Origin of the sequence: Thiomicrorhabdus sp. 6S3-12 (genome assembly GCF_017571475.1) — a bacterium.
Taxonomy (GTDB): Bacteria; Pseudomonadota; Gammaproteobacteria; order Thiomicrospirales; family Thiomicrospiraceae; genus Thiomicrorhabdus.
This window is the reverse complement of record NZ_JAGETW010000011.1, coordinates 37617-52004: the sequence shown is the minus strand read 5'-3', so window position 1 is coordinate 52004 and position 14388 is coordinate 37617. Positions and strand designations below refer to the sequence as shown.

At 46.9% G+C, this 14388-nt stretch carries 14 protein-coding genes; 9 read left to right on the top strand and 5 right to left on the bottom strand.

Going from position 1 to position 14388, the window contains the following annotated elements; genetic code table 11:
* Positions 1–12: 12 nt before the first annotated feature.
* Complete coding sequence (locus J3999_RS11615) at positions 13–1083, bottom strand: cell division protein ZipA C-terminal FtsZ-binding domain-containing protein (protein WP_208128050.1); 1071 nt, start codon at positions 1081–1083, stop codon at positions 13–15.
* Between the two features lie 294 nt (positions 1084–1377).
* On the opposite strand from J3999_RS11615, the gene J3999_RS11610 reads away from it, so the two are divergent.
* Positions 1378–3093, top strand: coding sequence for an FGGY-family carbohydrate kinase (locus J3999_RS11610; RefSeq protein WP_208128049.1), 1716 nt, complete (start codon positions 1378–1380; stop codon positions 3091–3093).
* Positions 3094–3122: 29 nt separating this feature from the next.
* Positions 3123–3461 (top strand): HopJ type III effector protein, encoded by a 339-nt coding sequence (locus tag J3999_RS11605; protein ID WP_208128048.1) that lies wholly within the window; start codon positions 3123–3125, stop codon positions 3459–3461.
* Positions 3462–3541: 80 nt separating this feature from the next.
* Here J3999_RS11605 and J3999_RS11600 read toward each other — a convergent pair whose 3' ends face one another.
* Positions 3542–4303, bottom strand: a complete 762-nt coding sequence (locus J3999_RS11600) for an HAD family hydrolase (protein ID WP_208128047.1) — start codon at positions 4301–4303, stop codon at positions 3542–3544.
* 258 nt (positions 4304–4561) lie between these two features.
* Here J3999_RS11600 and dksA point away from each other — a divergent pair, with 258 nt between their 5' ends.
* The 4 genes from dksA to J3999_RS11580 all read left to right on the top strand — a co-directional run bounded on the left by dksA (position 4562) and on the right by J3999_RS11580 (position 7723).
* On the top strand, positions 4562–4990 hold the full coding sequence (dksA, locus tag J3999_RS11595; RefSeq protein WP_173285050.1) for an RNA polymerase-binding protein DksA: 429 nt from the start codon (positions 4562–4564) through the stop codon (positions 4988–4990).
* Between the two features lie 195 nt (positions 4991–5185).
* Positions 5186–6817, top strand: coding sequence for a bifunctional aminoglycoside phosphotransferase/ATP-binding protein (locus J3999_RS11590; RefSeq protein WP_208128046.1), 1632 nt, complete (start codon positions 5186–5188; stop codon positions 6815–6817).
* Between the two features lie 100 nt (positions 6818–6917).
* Positions 6918–7481 carry a hypothetical protein gene (locus J3999_RS11585; RefSeq protein WP_208128045.1) on the top strand — a complete coding sequence of 188 codons (564 nt, stop codon included), beginning with the start codon at positions 6918–6920 and terminating at the stop codon, positions 7479–7481.
* Between the two features lie 17 nt (positions 7482–7498).
* Positions 7499–7723 carry a hypothetical protein gene (locus J3999_RS11580; protein WP_208128044.1) on the top strand — a complete coding sequence of 75 codons (225 nt, stop codon included), beginning with the start codon at positions 7499–7501 and terminating at the stop codon, positions 7721–7723.
* A gap of 14 nt (positions 7724–7737) precedes the next feature.
* Here the strand turns inward: J3999_RS11580 and J3999_RS11575 are convergent, their stop codons facing one another.
* Positions 7738–8367, bottom strand: a complete 630-nt coding sequence (locus tag J3999_RS11575) for a YqiA/YcfP family alpha/beta fold hydrolase (protein ID WP_208128043.1) — start codon at positions 8365–8367, stop codon at positions 7738–7740.
* Between the two features lie 35 nt (positions 8368–8402).
* On the opposite strand from J3999_RS11575, the gene J3999_RS11570 reads away from it, so the two are divergent.
* On the top strand, positions 8403–10160 hold the full coding sequence (locus J3999_RS11570; RefSeq protein WP_208128042.1) for a DHH family phosphoesterase: 1758 nt from the start codon (positions 8403–8405) through the stop codon (positions 10158–10160).
* A 34-nt stretch (positions 10161–10194) separates the two neighbouring features.
* On the opposite strand, the gene J3999_RS11565 is transcribed toward J3999_RS11570, so the two are convergent.
* Positions 10195–10506, bottom strand: coding sequence for a hypothetical protein (locus J3999_RS11565; RefSeq protein WP_208128041.1), 312 nt, complete (start codon positions 10504–10506; stop codon positions 10195–10197).
* Between the two features lie 348 nt (positions 10507–10854).
* Positions 10855–11298: a hypothetical protein gene (locus J3999_RS11560; protein ID WP_208128040.1), complete on the bottom strand. Its 444-nt coding sequence runs from the start codon at positions 11296–11298 to the stop codon at positions 10855–10857.
* A gap of 373 nt (positions 11299–11671) precedes the next feature.
* Between J3999_RS11560 and J3999_RS11555 the strand changes: the two genes are divergently transcribed.
* Positions 11672–13180 carry an RNA polymerase factor sigma-54 gene (locus J3999_RS11555; RefSeq protein WP_208128039.1) on the top strand — a complete coding sequence of 503 codons (1509 nt, stop codon included), beginning with the start codon at positions 11672–11674 and terminating at the stop codon, positions 13178–13180.
* A gap of 205 nt (positions 13181–13385) precedes the next feature.
* Entirely contained in the window at positions 13386–14315 is a 930-nt protein-coding gene (locus J3999_RS11550; protein ID WP_208128038.1) for a hypothetical protein, read from the top strand.
* The last annotated feature ends 73 nt before the right edge of the window (positions 14316–14388 follow it).

The following is a 14388-nucleotide window of genomic DNA, read 5'->3' as shown; positions in this document are numbered from 1 at the left end:
GGCGGCGAGCGGTTATAGGCTTTCAGTCACCTTCTGCGAGTCATAGCCCAGAGCACTGTCCCGTAGCGAGCGGAAATAGGGTTCATTCACTTCGTGCTGCTGGTCGTTGAATACCTTGCCGTTAATTCGGGTCGCTAACTTACGTGTAACCTGAATAAAATCGTGCATTGCAGCCGCTGCTGGAATACACGTCGGCAGATCCAGTATAACCACCACACCAAGCGTTGTATCGTTGACGCGCGGATTTTCCGGGAAAGAGCCAGGGTTAAGCAGGTTGACGACTTCAAAAACCTTGTTGCCGCGGTTATCGCGCAGTTCGTAATGACCTTTATAATTGCGTTTTAGAGTGTTGGCCATCATAAATTGGTGAATATCGGTAACCTGTACCTCATCTTCTGCGACGACAATCAATACAAATGTTTTAGGCTCTGCCTTATCCGAATCCATAATGGCGTTGAAAGCTCGACGCTGAACTTCGGATTTATCTTCAGGAACACCGAAAGAGGCTTTTTCATGGGCGGGAGGGAAATCTTGCTCGCTTAATTCGCCGGTCATTCCCGGATCATTTACCGTTAAAACATGGTGCGGGCTTTGTTCGGCTTCTTCCGCCATGCTCTGAACCGCTGCATGTACTGCAGGTTGAACAAGGTTCTCATTCGCGGTGATTTCAGTTTCTCTTGCAGCGGTAATCTCCTGCTGTGGTACAGACTGCTCGGTCTGGCTGATAACCGGTTCATTTTCAAAAGGCAATTCGCGCTGATTGGGATCCACTTCCTGTGCGGAGATAAAAGGCTCGGCAGTCTCGGCTGGTTTTTGTTCTTCGTTTTCTGTTTCTGGCGCGCTTGCAGAGTGGTGTTTACCGAATGGGTTGCTTCCGGGAATGATTTTACCATTTTCGAATTTGGCGGCATTCTTGGAAGGCTCTGCACGTGTCTGAGCCTTTATTTCTTGAGTTTCTTGTTTGGTTTTTTCGGCAGACTCCTGATATTTCTGCTTTTTTCGATAACCTAGAACTAGAATCAGTACGATAATAATTGCCATCATGGCAATTAAAACCATACTTAGTTCATTTAATTCACTCATTCAAAACTCCGCCAACATTTCTTATTGGTTATTTTTACGGGAAACTCAAGGCAATAGCCGATTCTAATCATTTTATGCAAGCAACGCTGAATGACAAGATCGGTTTCGGTCCAGGATACGATCAGGTACCGGAACCAAATAGAACCAAGAAAGAATCAAGCCCGACATCTTTTATCGTTATTATTTTAGCTTGTAAATTGTAACTGGTAATAAGCGGCCTTTTCTAGTAAAAAATGGGGGTTTTAACGAATCAATGACGGCATTTTTCACTTAGTTGTTCGATTAAGACTGTTTATGACTGTTGCGTCCGTAACGAAAGAAACGAAAACCATGAATGAAGTGAACGAAACAAGCTATTCGTACAGCCAGATTATTTTGGGAATTGACCTGGGAACCTCGGGACTGCGTGCCTCAATCGTCGAACGACGATTTTCACACAAAATTGAAATGCTTGATCGGCAAGGCTTTCCAGATACACGCCAGGATCGGATCCTTGCCGAATGCAAAATCGCTATCGCCGATAGTCAAAGTCATTCGGACACGGTTTTATCTCAGCATGACAAGCAGCCGAGCATTCATCCTGGCCCTGCGTCAATACAGAATCCGCGAGTCTGGCTCTCTAGCCTTGAGGCTCTGTTAAAGCAGTTAAAGGAGCGCGTCCCTTTAAATCGTATCGACGTCGTTATCGCCGATGCGACATCTTCGACAGTCATGCTGTGTTCCGAGAAAGGTCAATTATTGACCCATGCACTGATGTACAACGATGCTCAGGCTGAGGATGAGGCCAAACTTATTGCCCGTTTTCAGCAGACATATAAAGAACGTAATGGTGATTTTGAAACCGCTGCCAGCGGAGTGAGCAGCAGCCTGGCAAAAGTGTTGTACCTGTATCAACGATTGAGACAGCGAAATTTGCATAACCAGCGCTTACAGATCGTTCATCAGATAGATTGGCTGAATAACTATTTTCTCAATTTTCTCTCTGAGGGCCAATGCGTCAGTGACGAAAACAATCTGTTGAAACTGGGCTATGACCCTGCAAAAGGCGATTATCCGCAATGGCTCAGACAACTCCTGAAGCAAGAAGCGCCGCAACTGTGTCTACCGGAAGTCGGTATTCCCGGTGAACCGATAGGCGTTATTCACCCAGATCTGGCGCAACGATTCGGATTTAAGTCAGATTGCCGGATTCTTTTTGGCAGTACCGACAGCATTGCCGGTTTCTTTGCTTCCGGTGCAACCTCGAACGGTGATGCCGTAACCTCTTTAGGCTCAACTCTGGCGATTAAGCAGCTGGCGCAGCGCCCTGTCTTTTCGCCGCAACACGGTCTTTACAGCCATAAGGTTCACCAGTACTGGCTGGTCGGAGGCGCGTCCAACAGCGGTGGAAAAGTCCTCCTCAAGTATTATTCGCTGGAGGCAATAAAGCTTCTTGACTGGCTTGCAGTGACGCTATGGAAATGCGCAACAGGAAATAAAAAAGACATAAGCCGGAACGCGGATAAGGCGCTTTATAGGGCGCTCTCGAAGATGTGTGAAATGGTGGTCAGTCTAGGCGACTACTATCCTTTGGCCGCGTCCGGAGAGCGCTTTCCAGTGGCTGATAATAATTATCAGCCACGATTGGAAGCCAAACCGGAAAGCCTTCTGAAAGAGGAAATTGTGCTTGCGCTTGAGACGCTCCGTAATGAGAAGCCTGTCGACGATCTACAACAGATTTCCAGCCGTATTGGTCAAGCGCTCAATAGCGAACAAACGGCTTGTCTGCTGGAACATCTGCGCTTTTTTATCTCTATTGTTCAGGGTTTGACCCAAGTCGAGAAAAAAGCCTATGACTTGATGGCCGAGCTGGGAGTTCAAAGAAATGCTCTATACGCTGTCGGCGGTGGAACCCATAATAACTATTGGCAACTTTTAAGGGCTTGCCATCTGCAAAATTCGCAAAATCCGTTACAATCCCCTTTTTCTTTGGAAGCCTCCTATGGGATAACCCGCCTTGCCAGGCTTTAACAATCAATCATGTAAAAACAGAGGTAAGTATGACTATTAATGGATTGATTAGCGCGGCGAAAAACGCACCGGTCGAATTCAGCAGAACCATGCAGGTTATTGATGATAACTACATTTTCGTGCCAACCGAATTCAAAAACGGACAAACCACCAACGCTGCAGATACCAACAATGGTTCCTGTAAGCTTTTTGCCTTTGCTCAACTGAATGACTTGGATGAGCAGACCACCTTAAATCTTTTCGGGGATTTCTACACCAAAGATGTGCTGCAGAATCCGCAAGGCGATGATCACCAGAATATTCGTAATTTCATGCAGTACGGCTGGGCCGGCATCGAGTTTGCAAGTCAGCCTTTGAGTGTCAAATAACGGCTGACCAAACCGAAAACAAAAAAGCCGGGATAATCCCGGCTTTTTTATGCAGTAAACAAAACTGCTGTCGGCTTAAATCAGGCTTGATGAATTTTCTTGACCAGTTCCAGATCAAGGTAATCATGGCCGTGGCTATCACCCTGTAGAACCTTAAAGCTCTGTCCCGGCTCACCCATATGATCCAGAACCAGATCCGCTGCACTGAAATCATCGTTTTGCGTGTAGCCGTTAATGGTAATAATGGTTTTAACCTTAGCGGCGATTGAGGATTTAATTCCGTTTTCAGAATCTTCAAACGCAATACATTCTTCCGGTTTTAGATCCATCTGTTCCATTGCCCAGTCATAGATATCCGGAGCCGGTTTCTTCGCTGGAACGATGTCGCCGGCCGCAATGACTTCGAACCAGCTTTCTGAGTCTGCACCCAGAGTATTGGTCAAAAGCGCGGTAACATTTGAAGGCGTAGTAGTGGTCACAACCGCCATACGCATATTTTTATCACGAGCTTCGTTAATCAGACGTTCAACGCCCGGACGAAGCGGGATGCGCCCTTCAGCCATCAGCTGGTTATAAAATTCGGTTTTGGACGCGTGCAGCCCTTTAACGAATTCATCAAAGTTTTCCGGTTTTTCGAATTCTGTATTGAATTTTTCCAAGTAGTATTTGATACGCTCTTTACCACCGGTAACGGCCAGCAGCTCGCCGTAGAGCGCTTCATCCCAGTTCCAGTCCAAGCCCGCGGCTTCAAAAGCCATGTTAAAAGCGGGACGGTGCCCATCACGCTCGGTATCCGCCAGAGTACCATCGACATCGAATAACAAAGCCTTTAACTCAGCCATATTTCTCTCACTTCTGTTTCTTGTAATTAATTCAAGTGCTGAATTCTTACGGATAAGACTAAGAATTTCAAGGAAAAATCGCCATATCTTGGGTTTGTAATTGAAATCTCATACAAAAAAGATTGAATTTTTTGCTTGTGGCGCTTCAACAAAGTTGATATAAAATGTCGTTTAATCATCAGAGATGGTACTCAATAACAAAACAACTTAACTCAATAATAAAAGTACACAGAAAGAGTACTAGGAAGGAGAAGGACCATGGAAACTCGAGTGGATTTCATTGAAAACTACCCACCTTACGAGCCAAAAAAAGGTGAGGAATATATGAGCCCTGAAATGCTTGAGCACTTCAAGAACAAACTATTGGCTTGGAAAGACCAACTATTAGAAGAAGCCAACAGCACAGTGAGTCACCTTAAAGCAGACTCGTCAACGCCAGCAGATCCTAACGATCGCGCTTCAATGGAAGAAGAATTCGCTCTGGAACTTCGTACCCGTGATCGTGAGCGTAAACTGATCGCCAAGATCGATAAATCACTAAAAGATATCGAAAACGGTGAATACGGATACTGCAAGATGAGCGGTGAAGAAATCGGCCTGGCCCGAATGGAAGCCCGCCCTACCGCGACTCTGACGGTAGAAATGAAGCGTAAGCAAGAGATCCGAGAAAAACAGGGCGTTGCCTGACAGCAACTCTCTGTTTAATAACGCGCCTTAAGGCGCGTTTTTTATTTCCGCATTTCTATTCAGCGATAAATATTGTTTGGGGATTGAATGTTCAGAAAACCTGATCCTTTTCGAGCTCAATGGTTAAACTAATAAGCTGATATTTCATGTGCTCCTTCTCCATTATTCAGGATTACCGGAACAGAGTCTTAATCCATGCCAAACCGAAAATCGACCTTGCGCCCCGAATTTACACATTCTCTTGAAGCACTGGTAAGCGACTTAAGTGATCCAACACTGTATCCACATTCGGTTGAAGTCATTACGACAATAGAGACGCATATTTCCGTCGTTTTTTTGACCGGCGATTACGCCTATAAGTTAAAGAAACCGGTCGATTTTGGTTTTCTGGACTTCTCCACTCTTGAGGCCCGACATAAATACTGCCTTTTGGAAGTTGAGTTAAATCGGCGAACCGCTCCGGAACTTTATCTGGGCGTGGTTCCTATATACTGGGATGCCGAACGCAAGCAAGTTAGTATGCAGGCAAACGAAACGTCGCCGGTCGAATATCTGGTTAAAATGCGGCAATTCGACCCGAATGCCGTACTCGGCAGTCAGGGAGACTGTATCCGGATTTCACACCAGCAACTCGACAGCCTGGCTTTGCAGATCGCCAAATTGCACTTGAACGCCGAGTCGGTAGACCTGAATAGTGAACTCGGCACACCTGAAGTCATCCTCAAGCCGATGACCGATAATTTCATTGCGCTGGAAGCCTGTTTCGATCTCGAATCGCACCCTTATTTGCAGGATCTCTACCAGTGGACGTTGGAACATCACAAGGAACAAACTCCCTTGCTGATACAGAGAAGAGCACAAGGACGAATTCGCGCCTGCCACGGCGATCTGCATCTCGATAATATTGCCCTGATCAACCAGCAGCCAGTGCTGTTCGACGGTATTGAGTTTAGCGACAGTTTCCGCTGGATTGACGGTATCAGTGATCTGGCTTTTCTGTTAATGGATCTGGCATCGCGTCGCCAGGCTCACCTTGCCTGGCAGATTCTGTCAATTTACCTGCAGCGCACACAGGATTATCAGGGATTGCAATTACTGCGCTTTTATATGGTGTATCGTGCCATGGTTCGTTCTAAAATCACTAACCTCCGTGCCGAACAGTTCCGTTCCGGTTCTTCGGAACGAGCTCGGCTGTGCGCTCTGGCGGATGATTACGTTACCTTGGCGCACGACCTTTCGCAAATTCCGTGCAAGCCTAAACTGATTTTATTGCAAGGTGTCTCCGGTAGTGGAAAAAGCCATTTGGCAGAACAGATGCTGCGCTTAATCGATGCAGTTGTCATCAACTCCGATCGCACCCGAAAAACGCTGTTCGGCATCGAACCGCTTGACCGGGTGACTGACGAACAAAAACAACGTCTCTACTCGCAGACAATGAACCGGAATACATATCGAACGCTTGAAGAAAATGCGCAAACTTCGCTGCAGGCCGGTTGGCACACGATTGTCGATGCCACCTTTCTAAAAAAAGAACATCGGCAGCGTTTTTATGAATTGGCCAAGACGCTGCAATTACCGGTTTATCTAATCTATATCGATACCGATTTGCAGCAGGATTCGGTTTTTCTCGCCGAGCAGATCAGGCTGCGCACCGAAGACGATAAAAACCCTTCCGATGCCGACGCGGCGGTCATGTTGCAACAATCCCGCTATCTGCAGAAACCGCAGGATGACGAGCCCTGTATCTGGTTAAATGCACAAAAGCTGCGTCAAGAATTTCCGCAGCAACAGATTAAGCAATTCCTCAACCTGCCGTTAACCTCTTAAAGGAACGTTATGGCCGAGAGAGACAATGCTGCACCCCGTTTTTAAATCTGCAAACCGGAAAATAAAAGCTCTAACCCACTGGAGTTTACTGGTTTCTGTAGTGCTATTTTTTTCCACGCCTTCTTATTCAGCCGAACCCTTACCCCCGAAACAGGTTCGCTTTCTTGGTTTGGAAGTCGCCAAGCTGACACAGAAACAGGTTCGTCAGCAACTGTGGCAAATCGGCGGATTTAAGTTTTCCAGATCCAGTCTGCAGCAACATAATATCGATAAATTCTTTACGCAAACACGTCTTGAAGACAGTTATTCCGTGACTTTTTACTATAATGACCTGGGGGAAGTTACCCGTTTCAGACGTCTGTACCGCCCCTATTCGGCGCGTAGAGACAATAACGGACAGCTTTTAAATACTCAGCGAGTCGCCAGCGAGTTAAGTAAAGAGCTCGGCCCGGCGCTCATCCAGCGTAAGGGTTGGGGAGGATTTCATCCCTATTTGAGTTACAGCTGGCAGGATGATGAAGTAGCAATTCGCATCGATCGCGTCGGAGAGCATCCTTTGGGAGATGTTTTTATCGAATATCGCATAAAAAAACACGACCCTTATGCAGTTAAAGACGAGCAAAATCCGAATACTCTCCCGTCCTATATTCGCAACGCGACCTAAGCCTACAGAGGTGAATTATGCAGATCAGCAACTTTGCCAATATTGCCTATAACGGCATTCAGAAAAACTTCGAGCGGCTTAACGAGAATACGCAAACCATCGTTGCGCCGCAGCAGAGTTTCGATAATACAGCCAACGCCCTGATCGACAATCGCATGGCGCAGAATGATATCGAAGCGCTGGTAAAAGTCATCAAGACCGAAGACGGCTTGATCGGCCAGCTTTTCGATACTTGGGTTTAATGCCAAGGGCTGGTTCAACAAAAAGACTTTGTTTCGGTCTCGGTCATAAATCGTTTGATCTCTTCCCATGCCTCCGGCAGATGTTGGAAGGCGTGATCCCCTCCCGGAAACAGAATACTACGCGCTTTCGGCTGTTCCTTGTAGCGTTCATACGCAAATGGAATATCCACGACCTCATCTTCCATATCCGCCAATAACAGACTTGGAATCTCCGGGTTTAAATGCGCAATCTGTAAATCTGCCAGCACCTTGCAGAAAGTTTCATTGACCTCTATAACTTCTCCCGTATAGGGATTGGTATGACGGCCCAAATAATCGTCAAACAGACTGAGCGGATTGAGTGCCGGATTAATCATAATGTAGGGTACGGCATATTTATGCGCATAATACTGTGCTAGATAACCGCCAAGCGAAGAGCCTATCAAACGTATTCGGTAATTTTGTTTTCGCCACTGCCCGAGCAGTGCGTCTAGGGTCTTTAGACCATCTTGCAGGGATTTCTGCTCATAAGTCGGACAAAACATTTCCCCTAAAGGATGAACCGAATTCAGAGCATTTCGTTTTTTTAGCCACTGAGCTTTATGGCTGTTTCCAGAGCTAAGAAAGCCGTGCAGATACAGTGTTTTCAAATCGTTCTCAGACACTTTTTTGTCCGTCATCTCTGGTACAATCCCTTGCTATGATTAAAAAGCCGAAAATTATCGAACGCCACACCAATCCCGAAGTTTTTTCCAGTGCCAAAGGCCTGGGACTGACCGACCTGCAGGCGAAACTTGTCGCCAACCGTTTGGACGATGCCGGACAGTTACAAGCCATTGTTCAACCGCAACTAAAAAACCTGCAACCGCCAAGCCAGCTCAAGAATGCCGAGAGCGCTGCGCGACTGATCGCCGAAGCAATACTGGGTGACGGACAAATCGTATTGGCCACGGATTACGATACCGACGGTGTCACTTCAGCCTGGGTCGCTAAAACAGCCCTGATCGAATTTTTCGGCGTTGCCGAAGATAGAGTCGAACATATTATCGGCGAACGTTCAGCCGGATATGGTATCACTGATGAAGTTGTCGAGCGGATTTTAGCCATTAATAAGCCGATTGAACTGGTGATTTCCGCCGACCAGGGATCTAGTGACGAGCCTAGAATCCGTCGCCTGGCGGAACATAATATTCCGGTCTGCGTAACCGATCACCACCATATGCCGGTGGAAGGCGCGCCTGCCAGTGCGGTTTGTACGGTCAATCCGCAACAGGAAGGCTGTCAATACGACAAAACCATCGCCGGCTGCTTTGTTATTTTTCTGGTTATGGCCCAGGTTCGTCAGGAATTAATCAAAACCGGATATCTGAATCAGGACGCCCCGTCCCTCAAAGCGTTGGCGTCGAATGTTGCCCTCGGTACGGTTGCCGACAGCGTCAGTCTTAAAAGCCCGAACAATCGGGCCATCGTGCGCACCGGTCTAATGCAGATCAACCAGTTTAATACTCCGGCCTGGCAGGCTATGCGCCTGTTGAACGACAATCAGAAACAGGCTTATGATGCTGAGTTTCTCGGTTTTCAGGTTGCAACCCGTATCAATGCCGCCAGTCGTGTCAGCGATGTCACTACCGCCTATCATTTTTTGACAGCACCCACGGTTGAACGCGCCTCTTTTTATTTGCAGCAGCTTGACGAAGATAATCAGAACCGTCGAGCCCAGCAAGAGGAGATGTTGCAGCAAGCTCGTGAACTGGCAGCTAAGATCTACCATCCTCAACGCTACAGTCTGGCCATTAAAATGCAGGGGAATGCCGGAATCCAGGGAATCATCGCTTCGCGTATCGGCGAAAAATACGGTGTGCCGACCGTTGCCATGACGGATCTTCAGGACGGTTTTCTGGCGGGAAGCGGTCGCGGTGTCGTACCAGAAATGGACCTGCGTGCCGCTTTCCAATGGATGTCAGAACAGGAAACTGCTTTATTTAAATCAATGGGCGGACATAAAGGTGCGGCCGGTTGCATGATACCGATTGAACGTTATGAACAGTTTTGCGATCTTTTCGAGCAGGCTGTACAGCGCCAGTTACCGCAAGCCCCCTATCCGATCATTGAATCCGATGGGCCTTTAAGCAGCTGGCAACTGCAACCGCAACTGATCACTGAAATTTCCCAGCTCGAACCATTTGGGCGCGAATGGCCGAAGCCGGTGTTTTCCGGACAGTTTATCGTTGACGAAATAAAGGCGGTCGGGCAAAGCCGTACGCATTTGTCGATGAAAGTGCTCAGTGAAGACCGGCAACGCTTCAGCGCTATTTATTTCAATGCCTTGAACCATGCAGGAGAACCACTGCCTTTTGACAGCGGGGATTGGATCGAATGCGCTTACCAGCCAGCGCTGAATACGTTTATGGGGCGGACCAACGTTCAATTGCGGATTTCCGCGGCAAGTATCCTGTGAGCAATCAACAGGCGCTGCCGGCGGATAGATTCGCTCAGTTGCGGTGTTTGCGTTCCATTTCTTGGACCAGTTTGCGGCGTTCCTCATTCAGCGCAGCCAACTTTTTATGGTCAAACAGATCTGCCGTTTGCGTCATCAGTGCTCTCAGGGGGCGAATCGATTCGAAATCGATCATATCCAGACGGGCTTTGATCTGCTCAATCCGCTCTTCAGTCAACTCCGAAGAAGCATTCAAAATCAGCTCCCTCTCGGATTCGGTAATTTCAACCCAGTCAGCTTTGATCAGGTATTCTTGACCGACGGAAATTACAAAAACCTCATTATGCCTGTCTTTAAAAAACTTCATACCGTCTCCAAATGGTGCTCGCTGCTATACAAAAATCACACGCTCACTTAACGCGATAGTCGGTAAAGTTGGCGGTGAAAGTTTAAGCATTCAGTCTTGCCGGTTTTTGTATTAGTACCGAAAAGACGGCATTTGCAAAAGTTCAAGATGAACTTTAGTTGATTTGGCGTAATTTAATTTGCCATCAATTTAAGGCACTGGTTCAGATAAGTTAAATGAAGGCAAAGTGTCGAACACATTCGATGAAAACAAATGGTTCAGAAGAATTAACGGAAACGCATTAACGGTGAATGCGGAAATGACGCTAGACCGGGTCAGTGAAGTGCCCGGTCTGAAGATAGACTGCTTTTATTGGACGTGTTGCATCAGAATACTGATAAGCGGAATCATCGAAACCAAGGCCAGCAGGATCGGCACCCAGGATTTCTCTTCTTTACGCATTGAACCGAAAACACCGGCGATAAAGGCGACGCCCGCGCCAATCCAAGCAATCGGCGGGAAAACCAGACTGAATACAATCGCAGTTACACCGGCCACCATACCTAGCGTCGTTGCATTGCCCGGCTTATATGTCTTGGTGTTGCGCATATCATCCGGTAAAGAGCTCGCAGACTTAAGTCTTGCGATAATGGCGTTCAAATCTGCTTCAGTCAGTTCATCCTGAACAATTTCTGTATCGCTCATGCCCAAAGTGATCTTCTTTTGGTGATAAAGTTCTTTGACCAAATCTTCCCAAGTCGCCCCGTCAGGCAGGCCGTTAACAATACTTAGTGCGTCCTCTTTAATCGACATTTTTACTCCTCGTCCGATATAAGCGTTTTGTTCACCATTTAGCGGCTAACAAAATGGTGCTTCGTCCAATTTTGACACTGGAACGAAAATCTTCAATTGAAATTGTGTTTCCCTTAGGCAATTTTCTGTTGTTTAAGGTAGAATTTGTTTTAAGCTTTTGGAGAAAAGCACAAATTAAACCAGTTTCTAATTAAGTTAGATTTTAAAGAGATTGTAAAAATCTTCTAAAGTTTACATTAGGAAACTGGAATGGTTTCCGCGTTGACTCAGCATGACGGCAGTGAAACCCAATTGGCGTTTATTATATCCAGATTAGCGGTTATTACTAATTCAATTGATTTGCTCATAGATACAAAAACAAGAAGGTCTCCTTATGGCGCTAATGCCCGGCTTGCAGCTCAACATCGGTCAGCAGTTAAAGCTGACGCCACAGTTACAGCAATCCATTAAAATCCTGCAATACTCAGCAATGGAAGTCCAGCAGACGATCGATACGATGCTGGAAACCAACTTTATGCTGGAGGTGGATGAAGAAGAAATCGGCTCCGATGAAAATGATACGCGCAAGGAAGAAGAAAAGGATAGCAGCAACGAGGAGGAGCTGACCAAAGAAGAGCAGCCTCTGGATATCGAACATGACAACCAGATCGATGACAATATCGAACTGGATATGCAATGGGACGAAGTCTTTTCCGACCACACCTCCTCTTCTGCCGGTAGCGACAGTGCCGAAAGCACAGCAGCAGAAAACTATACCAGTGCCGAAACCACGCTACACGACCATCTGCAATGGCAGTTGGACGTTGCCCCGTTTGACGAGCGTCAGACGGTACTCGCCAGCTACATAATCGACGACATTAACGATGAAGGCTTTCTCGGCAGCGACCTGGATTCGTTGTTGGCAACCATTAATGACAACGAAACCGACGACGAGCATCCGCTGTATTCCTTAGAAGAGCTGGAAGCGACACTTAAGCAGGTGCAGCAGTTTGAACCTAATGGCGTGGCCGCGCGTAACCTGCAGGAATCACTGCTGTTGCAGTTGGCCGGCTTTCCGCAGACCCCTTATGTTGTCACGGCGCAAAAGCTGATCGAAGAAAACTTCGATTGGCTCACGTTCCATGACCATAAGCGCATTAAAAAGGTGTACGGTCTGAATGACGAGGAGCTCAACACACTTTTACGCCTTATTCAAAGCTTGAACCCGCGCCCTGGTCGTGACTTTTCGCCAACGCAATCCGAAGTAGTTATTCCCGATCTGCGTCTGAAACGCTTGAAAAACGGCTGGGTAGTCGAATTGAATCAGGATGCATTCCCGCGCTTAAGTGTGAATTCGACTTACCTGAAACTGGCCAGCGAGTTGGACGACTCGGATCAGAACAAGCGCATCAAGGACCAGGTCAACGAAGCCAAAGGCCTGATTAAAAGTATCCAGAACCGCGGCGAAACGCTATTACGTGTCGGAACCTTTATTGTCGACCGTCAGCAAAGCTTTTTCGAAGAAGGTGAACAGGCGATGAAACCTTTGGTTCTCAGAGAGGTTGCCGAGCATCTTGATTTACACGAATCCACCATTTCGCGTGCCACCAACCAAAAATATATTCAAACGCCTCGCGGCACCTTTGAGCTTAAATATTTCTTCTCGACCGGCGTCAGCCAGTACGGCAGTGCAGATCAGTCAGCAACGGCTATTAAAGCGCATATCAAACAGCTGATTGACGAGGAAGATCCGAAAAAACCGCTCAGTGACAGCAAGCTGATGAAGATTCTTGAAGAAGAAAAAGAGATTTCGGTAGCGCGCCGCACAATTGCAAAATATCGCGAAGCCATGAATATCCCATCATCAAGCGAACGCAAACGTCTCAATAAATACAAGTTTTAATCTCAAAACCTGACAGCCTTGGCCTCTGAAAATTAAAAAGGTCAAGGTTTATCAGCGTTTCATAAGCGTGCGTTATTGTAACCATAAACGAAAATCCGCTTACATTCTCGCCCGTTCGATAGTAATAACCCCGATATCAATTTATAATTAGAATAATTTTCATTTAACCCGTTCACAAACGAAAACGTTTAAAAGGTGATCAGACATGCAACAACACAAGGTTGAACAAATTCAGGAAGCCGCCCAGCAAAAATGGGAACGTCAGGCTGAAGTTAAGGAATATATGTCGGCAGTTAACCCACCTATGCCAAAAATCGATATCGTGCACTATCCGAGTGCACTGCATCAGGAAGGTGAAACCCGTATTATTTCGTTTGACCAGTCTGAAAAACTACAGACTCCGTACCCGGCTACAACACCGAATTTGCTGGCTAACTATTTGCGTATTTGTGCCGGCGACACTTTGAAAACCGAAGCCAGCGCAAGTTCGCAGCTGTTTTACGTTATCCGCGGTAAGGGACGTACGCAGATGAAACACGGCACGATGGAGTGGAAAGAAGGTGACCTGTTCACTCTTCCTGCCGTTCCGGACGCTCTGCACAGTGCCGATGAAGATACGGCTATTTACTGGGTGCATGATTCACCGATTATCGACTATCTTGGTGCCAAGCCGAATAAGGAACGCTTCGAGCCGGTTCTGTATACTAAAGAACGACTGAATAAAGAGCTTGAAGATGTCCGCAAAGTTGCCGCAGGTCGTAACCGTACCGGTATTTTGCTGTCAAACCCGAATTTCCCGCTCACCATGACTATCACCCATACTCTGTGGGCGCTGTATAACGTCCTTCCTGGAAATGTGACCCAAAAACCACATCGCCACAACTCAATCGCACTGGATTTTGTGGTTTCTGCAGGACCGGATACCTATACCCTGCTTGGTCAAGAGCTGAATGAAGACGGCTCGATCAAAGATCCGATCAAAGCGATGTGGACTCCGGGTTCCGTTTTCGTTACGCCTCCGGGCTGGTGGCACTCACACCATAACGATTCCGGCGAAGATGCGATCGTACTGCCGATTCAAGATGCTGGATTAATTATGAATATGCAGCTTCTGGACTTCCATCACGTCGAATAAATCAGAGATAATGCGGCTTATATAGAAATATATAAGCCGTTTTTTATTGAGTGAAGTCATAGAAAGAAAGGAA